Source organism: Tistrella mobilis, assembly GCF_041468085.1.
GTDB lineage: Bacteria > Pseudomonadota > Alphaproteobacteria > Tistrellales > Tistrellaceae > Tistrella > Tistrella mobilis_A.
The window spans coordinates 4,365,693-4,379,443 of record NZ_CP121017.1 but is presented as its reverse complement, the minus strand read 5'-3'; the positions used below and the strand labels follow the sequence as shown (position 1 = coordinate 4,379,443).

General features: G+C 66.8%; 10 protein-coding genes. 4 read left to right on the top strand and 6 right to left on the bottom strand.

What is annotated here, in order from left to right:
* Positions 1-67 precede the first annotated feature (67 nt).
* The 4 genes from P7L68_RS25260 to P7L68_RS25245 form a co-directional block, all read right to left on the bottom strand.
* Entirely contained in the window at positions 68-817 is a 750-nt protein-coding gene (locus P7L68_RS25260) for an SIMPL domain-containing protein (RefSeq protein ID WP_372002563.1), read from the bottom strand.
* Between the two features lie 97 nt (positions 818-914).
* Positions 915-1,640 (bottom strand): acetoacetyl-CoA reductase, encoded by a 726-nt coding sequence (phbB, locus tag P7L68_RS25255; protein ID WP_372002562.1) that lies wholly within the window; start codon positions 1,638-1,640, stop codon positions 915-917.
* Between the two features lie 186 nt (positions 1,641-1,826).
* A complete protein-coding gene (locus P7L68_RS25250) occupies positions 1,827-2,999 on the bottom strand; it encodes an acetyl-CoA C-acetyltransferase (RefSeq protein ID WP_014743673.1) in 1,173 nt (390 codons plus the stop codon).
* Between the two features lie 142 nt (positions 3,000-3,141).
* Positions 3,142-4,590, bottom strand: coding sequence for an alpha/beta fold hydrolase (locus tag P7L68_RS25245; protein ID WP_372002561.1), 1,449 nt, complete (start codon positions 4,588-4,590; stop codon positions 3,142-3,144).
* Between the two features lie 495 nt (positions 4,591-5,085).
* Here P7L68_RS25245 and phaR point away from each other — a divergent pair, with 495 nt between their 5' ends.
* The gene (gene phaR / locus P7L68_RS25240; protein ID WP_372002560.1) at positions 5,086-5,706 is read left to right on the top strand and encodes a polyhydroxyalkanoate synthesis repressor PhaR; all 621 of its coding nucleotides are present in this window, start codon (positions 5,086-5,088) and stop codon (positions 5,704-5,706) included.
* A 115-nt stretch (positions 5,707-5,821) separates the two neighbouring features.
* Here phaR and P7L68_RS25235 read toward each other — a convergent pair whose 3' ends face one another.
* Positions 5,822-6,457 carry a hypothetical protein gene (locus P7L68_RS25235; RefSeq protein ID WP_372002559.1) on the bottom strand — a complete coding sequence of 212 codons (636 nt, stop codon included), beginning with the start codon at positions 6,455-6,457 and terminating at the stop codon, positions 5,822-5,824.
* Positions 6,458-6,698: 241 nt separating this feature from the next.
* Complete coding sequence (locus tag P7L68_RS25230) at positions 6,699-10,670, bottom strand: PAS-domain containing protein (RefSeq protein WP_372002558.1); 3,972 nt, start codon at positions 10,668-10,670, stop codon at positions 6,699-6,701.
* 252 nt (positions 10,671-10,922) lie between these two features.
* On the opposite strand from P7L68_RS25230, the gene P7L68_RS25225 reads away from it, so the two are divergent.
* From P7L68_RS25225 to P7L68_RS25215, 3 genes are all read left to right on the top strand, one after another.
* Positions 10,923-11,123 carry a hypothetical protein gene (locus P7L68_RS25225; protein WP_372002557.1) on the top strand — a complete coding sequence of 67 codons (201 nt, stop codon included), beginning with the start codon at positions 10,923-10,925 and terminating at the stop codon, positions 11,121-11,123.
* Positions 11,124-11,462: 339 nt separating this feature from the next.
* Positions 11,463-12,446, top strand: a complete 984-nt coding sequence (locus tag P7L68_RS25220; RefSeq protein ID WP_372006960.1) for an ABC transporter substrate-binding protein — start codon at positions 11,463-11,465, stop codon at positions 12,444-12,446.
* A 409-nt stretch (positions 12,447-12,855) separates the two neighbouring features.
* Positions 12,856-13,743 (top strand): ABC transporter permease, encoded by an 888-nt coding sequence (locus P7L68_RS25215; protein WP_372002556.1) that lies wholly within the window; start codon positions 12,856-12,858, stop codon positions 13,741-13,743.
* Positions 13,744-13,751: the final 8 nt, after the last annotated feature.

The window sequence follows — 13,751 nt, the reverse complement described above, 5'->3', positions numbered from 1 at the left end:
CCCCTTCCGGCCGGTTCATGCAGCCCCGACGCTGCGGCCTCATGCGGCCACGGCGCCGGGGCAGGTCTCACGGCTCCAGAAGCAGCTCCGCCTGGACGGTCAGGCGCAATGTCCGTTCACCCGGTTCGATTGACGGGGCCGCCATATCAGACGCCGCCATCGCTTCCATGCGCATGGCCTTGAACGGGATCGGCTGGGGGGTGCCGGGGCCGCTACCCGGGCTCAGCGCCCGAATTTTCACGGTACGGGTCCCGATTTCCTTCCCGATCAGATCGGCACGGGCGCGGATCTGACGGATGGCTTCAACCGTCAGCTTGTCGCTTTCCACCCGGGCGCGTTCCTCCGACACGTAAGTCGACAGATCCTGCAGCACCAGGCCCTGGGCCTGGAGTTTCCCGGCAAGCTCGGCCAGGGCGGTCATGTCGGCGCTGTCGAGTTCGATGGTCTGGCGGCCGTTCCAGATGCGGGCCTGGTCTTCCTGGTCGATCGGGTAGACGCCATACCCGCCGGTTTCGACCTTCACGGGCGCGGCTTCACGCGCAAGCTTCAGGGCGGCTTCGATCTTGCGGTTGATGTCCGCCTGAACCTTTGCCGCATCGGCGCCGCGTTCCTCGGCTGCCAGTGTCGCCCGTGCACGATCGGCAGCGACGATGGTGGTGGCGGTCTCGGACAGGGTCAGCACCGTGGCGGCATCAGGCACATCGCGCTCGGCGCGTGCGGGCGATGGCGAGACTGCGGCCAGGGCCGCCAGCAGGGCACCAAGGGCAACCGCGCTGCGCAGACGGCGGCTGGTGGTGATGGCGAGGGGGCTGGTCATAGGTCGGTGTCACCTTCCGATGATGGATCGGCAATGCGGCGACCGGCCCCTGGGTCGGGGCCCGCCGGTCGCGGATGCGGCCGGCGGGCGGGACCGGTCAGCCGGCGATATACTGGGCGCCGTTGACGGTGAGGGTGGCGCCGGTGATAAAGCCGGCATCCTCGGCGGTGAGGAAGCTCACCGCGCGGGCGATCTCTTCGGCCTTGCCCAGGCGGCCGACGGGGATGGTCCCGATAATCTTCTGCAGCACCGGCTCGGGAACCGCCGCAACCATTTCTGTGTCAACATAGCCGGGGGCGATCACGTTCACGGTGATGCCCTTGGACGCGGCTTCCTGCGCCAGCGCCTTGGTGAAGCCGATCATGCCGGCCTTGGCGGCCGAATAATTGGCCTGGCCGATCTGGCCCTTCTGGCCGTTGATCGAGCTGATGTTGACGATGCGGCCATAGCTGCGGGCGCGCATGCCCTCGATCACCAGGCGGCACATGTTGAAGATCGACGTCAGGTCGGTGCGGATGACGTCGTCCCACTGGGCCTGGGTCATCTTGTGCAGGGTGGCGTCGCGGGTGATGCCGGCATTGTTCACCACCACGTCCACCGGCCCGAGATCCGCCTCGACCTTGGCGATGCCTTCGGCGCAGGCCTCGTAGCTGCCCACATCCCACTTGTAGACGGCGATGCCGGTCTCCGACGAGAACGCCTGTGCCGCTGCGTCATTGCCGGCATAATTGGCGGCGACGGTGAACCCGTCCGCCTTCAGACGCTCTGAAATCGCACGGCCGATACCACGTGTACCGCCGGTGACGATTGCCACTCGTGCCATCTTCCCTGGCCTCCTGGATCTAGGCTTATTGGACTGCTCTGGGTCTCGCTCCCCGCCGGACCCGCCGCCTGAGCATGACGACGGGCCCGGCGCCCCCGGGAAACGATGCTACGTTACGAAGGTTGGTTTCGAAATAAAATGACTTTTTCGTGAACCAGACACTTCAAAACGTAACCGGCTGATCTGTCAGCGCTCCACCAGCATCGCAATGCCCTGGCCGCCGCCGATGCACAGCGTGGCGAGACCGCGGCGGGCGTCGCGCTTCTTCATTTCGAAGAGCAGGGTGGTGAGGATGCGGGTGCCGCTGGCGCCGATGGGGTGGCCGATGGCGATGGCGCCGCCATTGACGTTGAGCTTCGCGGGATCGAAACCCAGATCCTTGCCGACCGCCAGCGCCTGGGCGGCGAAGGCTTCGTTGGCCTCGATCAGGTCCAGATCGTCGATGGTCCAGCCGGCCTTGGCCAGTGCTGCGCGGGTAGCCGGGATCGGGCCCGAGCCCATGATCGCCGGATCGACGCCCGCCTGCGCCCAGGCCACGATGCGGCCCAGCGGTTCGAGCCCGCGACGCTCCGCTTCCTCGGCCGACATCACGATGGTCGCCGCGGCGCCGTCATTGATGCCCGAGGCCGAGCCGGCGGTGACGCTGCCGGCCTTGTCGAAGGCGGGTTTCAGCTTGGTCAGCATGTCGAGCGTGGTGCCGTGGCGCGGATACTCGTCGGTGTCGATCACCACATCGCCTTTACGTCCGGCGATGGTGACGGGCACGATCTCGTCGGCGAATCGGCCGGCCTTCTGGGCGGCTTCGGCCTTGGTCTGCGAGGCCAGGGCGAATTCGTCCTGTTCTTCGCGGGTGATCTGCCACTGGCGCGCCACGTTCTCGGCGGTGTTGCCCATGTGATAGCCGTTGAAGGCGCACCACAGGCCATCCTTGATCATGGTGTCGACCAGCGACAGGTCGCCCATCTTCTTGCCCTGGCGCAGCGGGGCCGCGTGCGGCGCGTTCGACATGCTCTCCTGGCCACCGGCGACCACGATCTTTGCCTCGCCCGACTTGATGGCCTGGGCGGCCAGCGCCACGGTCTTCAGGCCCGAACCGCAGACATGGTTCACGACCCAGGCCGGAACTTCCTGCGGGACGCCTGCATGCAGCGAGGCCTGACGGGCGGGGTTCTGGCCGGCAGCGGCGGTCAGAACCTGGCCCATGATCACTTCGGACACGTCGGCGGCATCGACGCCGGCGCGGGCGATGGCCTCGCGGATGGCGATGGTGCCCAACTCGGCGGCGGAAAGCGGCGCGAGCGCGCCGTTGAAGGCACCGACCGGCGTGCGGGCGGCGGCAACGATGACGGCGTCGGTCATGGGAGACTGTCTCCTGTTCTGTCGCGCGGGGCGCGCAGGCTGCGGGTACGAGGCTTATCTCCCCGGGCCGCAGATCGTTATTTCGGTTCCTACTATACCGGCGTTTTCTCGCCGGAAAAGCGTGGCGGGTGGTCGCGGCACCCTACTTTCGAGGGGGGCTGCGCCGTCGTCGCCGCGCTGCCGGGGCCGGCTCTTCGCACAGCCAGTGCGCGAGCGGCTCCCAGAGTTCTTTCGCCGATCGGCTGCCCACCATCATCCCGATATGTCCGGCGGCGGGACGGATCAGCCGGGCATCGGGCAGAACAGCCGCCAGGGCGGCCGCAGTCGGGGGCGGCACGATCCGGTCACGTTCCGGAACCGCCACCAGCACCGGCATCGGCGCCAGAACACCGGGGTCGATGATCTCACCCGCCACCTCCCAGCAGCCTTCCGCCGGTTTGTTGGTCCCGTACCAGTCGTGAACCACCGTGCGGGCGACCGGTCCTGCCAGCGGTACACCGTCGTTCAGCCAGTCTTCCAGCGCGACGAAATCCCGGGCGGCATCGCTTGCGGGATCCAGCGCCGCGAAATCGCGGAACTTGCGTGGAACCATAGCGGGGTCGGTGGCGACGAACAGAATCTGCAGCATGTCGACCGGCATGCTTCCGGTCTGCTCCACCGTCTTCAGGATGGAACGACCCAACACCCGGATCAGGCGGCGCTCGGCGGTATCGCCGGCCGCGAAATCCCAGGGTGTCGCCATCAGTGCCATGCGGGCGACACGTTCGCGTGCCAGCTGAACGCCCGCGATGGTCAACAGCCCGCCCATGCAATAGCCGACGACCGGCACGGGGCCGCCGGCAAGTTCCGAGGCGTGGGCAATCATCGCACCCAGCCGGCGGGCGACGTAGTCTTCGATGGACAGGCTGAGTTCGGTGCCGGTCGGCACGCCCCAATCCACCAGCAGGGGGCGGAAGCCGCGGACCATCAGCCAGCGCATCAGGCTGCGCCGGCGAGACAGATCCATCACATAGTGGCGGTTGACCAGCGAGGGCACGAAGAGTGCGATGCGACCGTCACCCCTGAGCCCGTCTTCCCCTGGGGTGAAGCCCAGCGGATCTGCGGCACCATAATCGAGCAGGCGGGTGGCCCCTTCCTGCCAGATGACGGGCGGATCGGGGAGGTCGCGCACATATGGATGATCACGATAGCGGCTGACGCCGGCAAGCAGCGCCTCTAGCCGGCGTTTGGCCTCCGCCGCAACCTCGGCGCCGATGATCGCGGGATCAAGCCCCTGCAGCACCTGGGTCAGATGCGCCCCCCGTGCCGCCAGATGCGGGGCCCAGGGCAGAGAGCCGTCGCGCAGCATCGGCAAGGCCGCGACGGAGCTGGTCAGCAAGGCGCTGGTCATCCCCAGATGATAAGGCATCGGCCGCGGCCCCTTGCGGGGGAACAGCGTCTCGGCGGGCGGTGGCAGAGGTTGAGGCTCCGGCGCCGGCCGGGCCTCGGACTGCCGCTTCCGCGACCGGCTCCGCGGCGGGGGCGGCGTTTCCGCCTCTGCCGTGGTCTGAAGCGTCTCTTCCGGCTCGTGGCGGATTGCGGCTCGGCTCATCGGGAGAGGGGGTCCTCGACGGATCAGGCGCGCTGTTGCCGCCCGAACGGGCGGCGGCGACCGCTGCGGCATCGATCGCCTTGGCGAGATTGATGTCGGTCACCATCGCCGACGTCTGGCGCTCCCAGAGGTCGAGAAAAGCAGCGGCGGTTGCCGGTATGCCAGATGGTGTCGACATGGGGCAGAGTATACCGATCCGGGAGCCCGCGCGAAAGCACCGGAGGTGTCCGGTCATGCGATGGCCGACGCTCTCTTTCCCCCGCGCTGCGGTCCCTCTTGTTGCGGTGCGGATCAACCCTGTGATTTAATCACCCATGCTGCGTTTCCTGTCGGTTTTGCCGTGCAGCAAGGCTCCGGTCGCAGATGCGCAGGGAGACGCCCATGGCGGATGCGGCGACATTGCCCGATACCGATACGGGCCGATAACGATACGGGATCCATGAGGCGCGGGATCCGTGTCCCGCGGACATGGCCCTATGAATGCGCGGGGAGAGAATGACCGAGAAGTCTGAAGCGACCGCCGGGCGGACCGAAAAGGTAAAGGTCAAGATCAAGAAGTACGCCAATCGGCGACTTTACAACACCGCGACCAGCAGCTACGTCACGCTCGATCATCTGTCGCAGATGGTGAAGGATGATATCGACTTCATCGTCAATGATGCGAAGACGGGCGAGGACATCACCCATCAGGTGCTGACCCAGATCATCGTCGAGGAAGAAGGCAAGGGGCGCAATCTGTTGCCGACCAGCTTTCTGCGTCAACTCATCTCCTTTTACGGTGACAGTCTGCAGGCATTCGTGCCGCGCTATCTGGAAATGTCGATGGAATCGCTTGCCCGGAATCAGGAGCAGGTGCGCCGGACCTTCGGTAATCTGTTTCCCTTCCCCTCGATTGAGGAGATGAGCAAGCAGAATATGCAGATGATGGAGCAGGCCATGCGCATGTTCGCAGGCGGCCTGCGCATGCCAGAGACGCCCCGCACCGAGGAGACCGAGGAACGGCCGGCAGTCCCGCCTGCGGCACCTGCGGCGGGTGAGGACATCCGGCAGCTGGCCGACAGGCTGAATGATCTGCAGAAGCAGATTGAGGCGCTTACGCGCGATCGTGACAAATAGGTCGCCCGTCTTTATAAGGCGCCAAGCCGTTGGACCAACATGATGCCGTCTCTCATCGCAAGCCTGAGAGGCGGCGTTTTCATGTCAGGCCTGCGTGCTGGCGGGCAAGGACGCCTTAGTAGCGGCCAAGGCTGATCGTGGAGCGGGCGAGGACGTCGTCACCGGCCAGGGCAGGGCGTATGCCCTGTGGCGGCAAGGGTATGCGCAGGGCCACGATCTCCGCGGAATAGTGATTGCCCGTGCCTCCAGAACAGGGGCCGAGATAGGCGGTGCCCGGCGCGAGGCGGCCGCGATGGGGGGCAAGCATCATCACGCCGTCCGGCAGGGCCGCCGTCTCGCCCGGAATGGAGGGGACCAGGACCCAGCCGACGCCGCCATCGGCGGCGACGGCGATCGTGCCATGGCCACCATCCGTGGAGAGTGGGCGGTAACTGTCGTCGTTGAAGGCGACGGCGACCATCCGGGTGCCTTCGGGCAGGCCGGTGACGATCAGTGGAGGCGATGCACCCGCAGGGCCATAACGGCTGCAGCGGGCATGAGTGGGAATGGAAACGCCGTCCCAGGATGGATCGGCAAAGCGCACATCAAGCCCCGGCTGCATGCCGGCAGATGTGCCGTGCCCGACGCCTGCCAGCAGGCTGCCGGCAACCAGCAGGCCGGCGGCGAAAGCGCCGAAGGCGATCGCCAGAATGGTGAAGGCCCATTTGTTGCCGCTATCGGACAGATCGGTCTTTGCGGTTGCCCGCAGCATATCTCCGGACACGTCCCTGGCTGCCGGGCCGGCGCCTGTGCCGGTCACAGCTCCGCCGGACGTGGTATCTGCGATACCATCGTCGATCTGGGCCATGGTTTGCCCCGTTCCCGTATGTGCCTGGTTGCGGGGATCTTGAGAGGTGCCCCCGCTTCTGTGGTATCCTACCAATACGCGCTATTGTTTCAAACAATTATTGCGTTATGCGCGCAATTGGAACAACCGGCAGAGCGTTTCCGGATCAGCCATCTTCTCCCTGTGCCTGATCAGGCGATGTCGTGTCTTCATCCTGTCCGCCCGGCCGTTCTGCGCCGCCTGGCAGCCAGCGGCGCACGGCCGCAACCAGATCATCGCGCCGGAAGGGCTTCGAGAGATGATCGTCCATGCCTGCGGCACGGCAGATCTCTGCCGCTTCCCGTCCGGCATTGGCGGTGAGCGCCAGGATAGGGGTGCGCCCTCGCGGGCCATCGACGGATCGGATGCGGCGGGTCGCCTCCAGCCCGCTCAGGCCCGGCATCTGGACGTCCATCAGGATCAGATCGTAGTCACACGTCGTTGCTGCCTCGACGGCGGCATTGCCTTCACTCACGCTGTCGACCGTATAACCGGCCCGCTGCAAGGCGCGGGCGGTCAGCATCTGGTTCATGGCGTTGTCCTCGGCAAGCAGGATGCGAATGGGTGTCCCGGGTGGTGTCGCATCCGTTTCGGCGTGTCGGGGCATGGTCTCCGGTCCTGGATGTCGTCGGGTCGGGATCCTCGAAGGCTCGGAAGCCAACAGGGCGTGGGCATTGGCAAGGCTGCGTGGGGAAGGCAGAACGGCCGGCAGCTCAAACCAGAAGCGACTGCCCTCTCCGGCGATACTGTCGCAACCGATGCGCCCGCCCAGGAGGTCCGTCAGGCGGCGAACGATCGCGAGACCAAGGCCGGTGCCGCGGGTCATGGCGGCAGCCTGGTCGGCACCGGCCTGGTAGTATTCCTCGAACAGTCGCCGGGTCTGTTCGGGTGGAATGCCGACACCGGTGTCGATCACCTCCATCCGCAGGGCCGGGGGGCCCCCTGGCGTGGTCGCGACCAGATCGAGAGAGAGCGTGACCCGCCCGGTATCCGTGAACTTCACGGCATTGCCGGTGAGGTTCACCAGAATCTGACGGAGCCGCCTCTGGTCGCCCATCAGCCGGGGCGGTACCGATGGTGTTGCTTCGATGGTGATGTCTAGCCCCTTGCGGCGTGCCTGCGGGTCGTACATCGCCTTCACGTCGCGGGCGAGGGCGACCGGGTCGAACGGCTTCGGGTCGATCGCAAGTTTTCCTGCTTCGATTCGCGACAGATCAAGCACGTCATCGAGCAGATCGAGCAGCAGCTCTGACGCCCGGCGCATGATCTGGGCCAGTCCGGCCTGTTCCGGGTCGAGGTCGGTTTCGTCCAGAAAATGCAGGGCGTTGATGATCGCGTTCAGCGGGTTGCGGATTTCATGTGATACCGTCGCCAGGAAGCGCGACCGCGCCTCCGCGGCGCCGAGCGCACGTTCCCGGGCATCTTCCAGCGCATCCTGCATCCGGCGCCGGTCTGTGACGTCGGTGTAGATGGTCAGTGTGCCGCCATCGTCGACCGGCAGGCGGATCAATTCCAGCCGACGGCCGTCGGGCCGGACATGCTCCACCGGCTGTCCGAGCAGGGCCGGATCGCGCATCCGGGTGAGCCAGGCTTCTGCCAGCCGTTCCGGATCACCGGGGCCGAATTCGCCGCGACGGGCGACGAAGCGGACCAGTTCAGTCATCGGATTGCCGGGCCGGGCGATGCCGCTCGGGATTTCCAGCAGTTCCTGGAAGCGGCGGTTGACCACCACGATGTCGAGCGCGCGGTCCACCAGCATCAGGCCTTGTTCCATTGCATCGATGGTCAGGCGCAACACTTCGGTCTGGCGGGCCAGCTCACGTTCGGCCGCGCGTCTGGTGGTGACATCGGTGAACGTCATCACCAGGCCGCCCCCCGGGAAGGGGGCGCTCGCCATCTCCAGCACCGTCCCGTCCGGCCGGCGGCGTTCCCAGCTTTGCGGCCAGGGGCGGCGGAGCGCCGACAGCCGGCGGGTGACCTCGGCGAAGGCCGGCCCGACGCCGAATTCACCGCGGCGGGCCATCAGGTGCATCAACTGCTCGAAATCGGCCAGAGGCGGGCAGTCGTCGGCTGTCAGGCCGTTCATTTCCAGGAAGCGCCGGTTGTGGAGCACCACACGAAACCCGGCATCGAGCAGGCAGAGCCCCTGACGCATGCTGTCCAGCGTGGTGGAGAGCAGGCGGGAATTCTCTGTGGCGGCCCGGTCGGCGGCAATCCGTTCACCCACATCGCGCAGGCTGGCATGGAACTCGGCAGGTGCGCCCGTGCGCGGGTCGCGAAGCATGCGGGCGCCAGCTTCCACCCAGACCGGACGTCCGGTCGCGTGACGCATCCGCAGGGTCGCACGGTCACGACCATTCTCGATGAGGGCGGACATATGAGCCGTGAGCACGCCTGCATCTTCAGTCACGATCAGATCGGCAAGTCGCCGGCCGATCAGGCGGTCGGGCTCCAGTCCCAGAAGGGTCTGTGATGCCGGAGAGGCATAAAGGATGGTGCCTTCCGGATCCTGACGCAGGATCAGGTCGCCGGCATTCTCGGCCAGCAGCCGGTAGCGCCATTCACTGTCGCGCAGCGCCGCGTCGATCTTGCGTGCCTCGGTGACGTCTTCGTAAATCGCGACCGAGCCGCCATCGGCCATGGGATTGTGGGTGATGCGGATCACCCGCCCCTGGGCAGAGGTTTCGGTCAAAGTGGCTGTTTCGCGCATCCGGGCAAGGGCCACCCGTTTTTCGATCCGCTCGGGGCGTGTCGTCTCGGCCACTTCATAGAGCGCCTGCTCTGCGATCCTGACAAGCGGTGTGCCTGGCTGTGTCAGGTCTTCGGGAACCCCCATCAGCCCGGCATAGCGTCGATTGCAGGCCACCAGCACCAGATCCCGATTGAAGATCGCGATGCCATGACCAAGGGCGGCGAAAGCGCCATCCAGCAGCCTGCCGCGATCGGCAGCTTCGGCGGTACGAGCGGCCACCTCCCCCTCAAGATCACGGGTGTGACCATCGAGTGCCGCGCGCATGCGTTCGATCCCCTCTGCCAGTTCGACGATCTCTCGTGCGCCGCCAACTGCAGGTACCGGCCGGGCCGTATCGCCACCACCCAGCTCTGCCACGATGGCATGTAGCCGGGCGATCGGAACCACGATGTGCCGGCGGATCAGAAAGAGCATGGCGGCCAGAACTGCCGCCATCACCACAAGCAGGACAAGATCGGCTATACGGGCTTCCGCCCAGGCCGCCCGGACATCGGCCAGCGACAGGCCGGCCGCCACCGCCAGCGGCCGCCCGGGAACATCGGCAAGGCCATAGAGGCGGGTAACACCGTCATCCGGATCGACCATTTCCCTGTCGGGGGTGATGCGGGTCGGGTCGCTCCAGGCTCTGCCGAGGCCTGCAGGATTGCGCGGGCTTTCAACGGCGCCGCTGGCGTTTCCGATCCCGTCTTCACCGTCGGGGACGCTGCCGAGCTTTCGGCCGTCCGTATCCAGCAGTAGCAGACGGCCGCCGGGGCCGACATCCACCGAGCGGTAGACCTGAATGAAATAGGCCGGGTCGACCGCGGCGGCCACGACACCCAGAAGCCTGTTGTCGATGGTCCTGATCGCGCGGGCGGCCGGAACATACCATTTGCCGGTCAAAACCCCCTCGACGGGCGGGTCGATGATCAGCCCTTCGGCACCGGCGGCGGCGCGGGCGAAATAGGTGCGGTCGGTGGCGGTCAGTTCCGGTGCGGGCCAGTCATGAGTGACCTGCACGATCCGGCCGGCCGGGTCGATCAACCAGAGTGCCCGGATCTGGGGCGTCTCGTCGGCAATGTGACGCAGCCGGTCGAACCAGAGCTTGTCCTGGCGATCGGGCAGGCGGTTTTCGTTGCGGATCTGATCGGCGATGCGGGCGACCTCGATGTCGACGGCATCCATGGCCCGAGCCGCATGTTCGGCCAGGAGCAGCGCAAGCCCGGTGGCACGGCGACCGGCCTCGATCTTCGCCGCCTCGTAGGATCGCCAGGCCAGGCCTGCCGTAACCATCGTCAGCAGCGCGCCCAGGGCCAGGGCGGCGATGGTGAGTGATCGGGCAAGAGCGGCGGGTCGGTCCTGGCGCATGAACCCCTGGGCGGTTGAGCTTGCAGGTGGAAAATGGTCGAGGCGCACGTAGAGGGCGCGCCACTTGCAGGATCATCGCGCGCTGGGACGGCTTCCGTCAAACCGCATCCGATGAGCGATCGGGCACCAGAGTCGTTGAAGGTACCGGAAGACCTGTGCAAACAGGGGCTTGACCCGTGCGCGCTTCATCACGATATCTGTGGCGAGCACGGGTGACCCATGTCGCCCGTCCCGAGGTTACGGAGCACGGCCATGCAGATCCCACCCACCGCCGCCTTCCTGAACGCGCAGACCGTGGCGCCGACCCAGGTCGCAGGCTATGCCGACCCGCGCGGCACGCAGACCGTGGAGGCGGTGCCGGCCGCCGGCAAGGTGGACAGCAGCGTCGACCGTCAGCCGCCACCCCCGCCCCCGGCCAGCGGTCGTGGCAGCGTGCTGGACATTACGGTCTGACACGCGATTCCTCTCCGAAACATCGCTCCGTCGAGTTGTCCTGACACCGCCGGTTCCGCAGGGGGCCGGCGGTGTTTTCATGGCGTGCATCCCTGTTTTCGGGCGGGTGACCATGCCGATGCCCGGTGTGCGTGCATCGGACGCCGATCGATCGCCGGGTGCGCTTGACCCGCCGCGCGGGCCATGGGCATCCTTGTGCCAGCGCGCATACGGCCGGTCAGTCGCCGCGGGAGACGGCGGTTGCCCCCGTGTCGGCCGCACGCGAAAAAGACGAGGGACCGCGGCGCGGGGACGCTGCCGCGCCACAACGACACCAGGGAAGGGCGTCTTTCGATGACCATGATCACCCGCCGCCGGACCACGCGGATCGCGGCATCTCTTGCCGGGCTTGCCATCGCGGGCCTTGCCGCCGGCACCAGCCTTGCGGCCGAGGAGAAATCCGTGGCGATCACCCAGATCGTCGAGCATCCGGCGCTGGATGCCACCCGCCAGGGTGTGCAGGATGCGCTGAAGGCGGCCGGCTGGGAGGTCGGCAAGAACCTGACGTGGGACTATCAGAACGCGCAGGGCAACGTCGCGACCGCGGCCCAGATCGCCCGGAAATTCGTGGGTGAGCAGCCCGATGCGATCGTGGCGATTGCGACGCCGTCGGCCCAGGCCGTGGCGGCGGCGACCCGTGATATCCCGGTCGTGTTCTCGGCCGTGACCGATCCTGTCGGCGCCAAGCTGGTGAGCAGCATGGAGAAGCCGGGCGGCAACGTTACCGGTGTCTCCGATCTGTCGCCGATGGACGAGCATCTGAAGCTGATCACCCGGATCACCCCGAATGCCAAACGGCTGGGCGTCATCTACAACCCGGGTGAGGCGAATGCCGTGGCCCTGGTCGATCTGGTCGAGAAGACCGCCGGCCAGTTCGGCATGACGGTCGAGAAGGCCGCCTCGCCCAAGTCGAGCGACGTGCTCACCGCCGCCCGGTCGCTGGTCGGCAAGGTCGACGCGATCTACGTTCCGACAGACAACACCGTGGTCTCGGCGATCGAGAGCGTGGTGAAAGTTGGCCAGGATGCCGATATCCCGGTCTATGCCGGTGATACCAACTCGGTTGGCCGCGGCGCCATCGCCGCCGTCGGCTTCAACTACTACGACGTCGGCGTCCAGACCGGCGAGATGGTTGCCAAGATCCTGGCCGGTGCGAAGCCTGCCGACATTCCGGCCTCGACCGTCTCCAAGTTGGAACTCCATCTGAACCCGGGCTCGGCCAAGGAGATGGGCGTTACCATCCCCGAGGCCGTGATCGCCGACGCCAAGGAAGTGGTGAAGTGATCTGACGGCCGGTTCCGGCTGCAGGCGAGAGAATGCCGCCCGGCCCGCCGGGCGGCATTTTTCTTGGCTCGTGCGCATTGTCCCGGCCTGTCCGGTCTTCGCGAAATAGTTTCATTCGTTCTACACTTCTGATATGGACTTGCGATCCGCTTGCGGCACGGGGGGGGATCCGCTACCACTGCCCCGTCACCCGGGCGGCACGACTGCCGAGCCGTCGGGGGAGACGGCGGCCGGCGGCATCAGAGGCCCGCGGCACGGCCGCAACGGGCCCTTCGGACCTGTGGGGATCACACGCGGCCCGGGCTTCGGAGACAGGCCCGGCGGACGCGGCAGACGGGAACGCAACCGACATGCTGCACGCATGCCTTCCGGCGCAGGGCTGCGCCGGGCGCCTCGGGGGAGGGGCGCGATGAGCCTGATCGCCTGGATGGGTGCAATCGAGACCGGCTTCGTCTACGCCCTGGTGGCGCTCGGGGTCTTCCTCTCCTTCCGCATCCTCGATTTTCCGGATCTGACCGTCGATGGCAGCTTCCCGCTGGGGGCCGCCGTCGCCGCCACCGCCATCGTCGGCGGCTGGGATCCCTTCCTGTCGACGGCCCTTGCCTTCGTTGCGGGTTGTATCGCGGGCAGCATCACGGCCTGGCTGAATGTCCGGCTCAAGATCCTGAACCTGCTCGCCTCGATTTTGATGATGATCGCGCTCTACTCGATCAATCTCAGGATCATGGGGCGCCCCAACGTGGCGCTGCTGGGCGAGCGGACGGTGCTGACCCCGTTCGAAGGGCTGGGCCTGCCCTTCTATCTGCTCACCCCGCTGGTTTTCGCCGTGGTGGTGATCGCGGCGATGATCCTGCTGATCCGCTTCCTGAACAGCGAGATGGGCCTTGCCATGCGGGCGACCGGCGCCAATGCGCGCATGGCCCGCGCCCAGGGCATCAACACTGCCGCCATGACCTTGCTCGGCATGGCCCTGTCCAACGGCCTGGTCGCGATCGGTGGCGCGCTCTTCGCCCAGTCCCAGGGCAGTGCCGACGTCACCATGGGTGTCGGCACCATCGTGGTAGGCCTGGCCTCGGTGATCGGCGGCGAAGCGGTAATGTCGACCCGCACCATCGCCCGGGCGATCATTGCCTGCCTGATCGGCGCCATTCTCTACCGCGTCGCGGTAGCGCTGGCCTTGAATGCCGGCTTCCTTGGCCTCACCGCCTCGGACCTCAACCTGGTGACCGCCGTGCTGGTCGCCGCCGCCATGGTGCTGCCGCGGGTTCTTGCCCAGCGGCGGCGCAAGGCCGCCTGAGCCGGGAG

What these genes read in the sequence shown, in the direction of transcription:
- P7L68_RS25245 (WP_372002561.1), bottom strand. Translation starts at nt 4,590, where the DNA reads ATGAGCCGAGCCGCAATCCGCCACGAGCCGGAAGAGACGCTTCAGACC.
- P7L68_RS25225 (WP_372002557.1), top strand. Translation starts at nt 10,923, where the DNA reads ATGCAGATCCCACCCACCGCCGCCTTCCTGAACGCGCAGACCGTGGCG.
- phaR (WP_372002560.1), top strand. Translation starts at nt 5,086, where the DNA reads ATGACCGAGAAGTCTGAAGCGACCGCCGGGCGGACCGAAAAGGTAAAG.
- phbB (WP_372002562.1), bottom strand. Translation starts at nt 1,640, where the DNA reads ATGGCACGAGTGGCAATCGTCACCGGCGGTACACGTGGTATCGGCCGT.
- P7L68_RS25250 (WP_014743673.1), bottom strand. Translation starts at nt 2,999, where the DNA reads ATGACCGACGCCGTCATCGTTGCCGCCGCCCGCACGCCGGTCGGTGCC.
- P7L68_RS25220 (WP_372006960.1), top strand. Translation starts at nt 11,463, where the DNA reads ATGATCACCCGCCGCCGGACCACGCGGATCGCGGCATCTCTTGCCGGG.
- P7L68_RS25215 (WP_372002556.1), top strand. Translation starts at nt 12,856, where the DNA reads ATGAGCCTGATCGCCTGGATGGGTGCAATCGAGACCGGCTTCGTCTAC.
- P7L68_RS25235 (WP_372002559.1), bottom strand. Translation starts at nt 6,457, where the DNA reads ATGCTGCGGGCAACCGCAAAGACCGATCTGTCCGATAGCGGCAACAAA.
- P7L68_RS25230 (WP_372002558.1), bottom strand. Translation starts at nt 10,670, where the DNA reads ATGCGCCAGGACCGACCCGCCGCTCTTGCCCGATCACTCACCATCGCC.
- P7L68_RS25260 (WP_372002563.1), bottom strand. Translation starts at nt 817, where the DNA reads ATGACCAGCCCCCTCGCCATCACCACCAGCCGCCGTCTGCGCAGCGCG.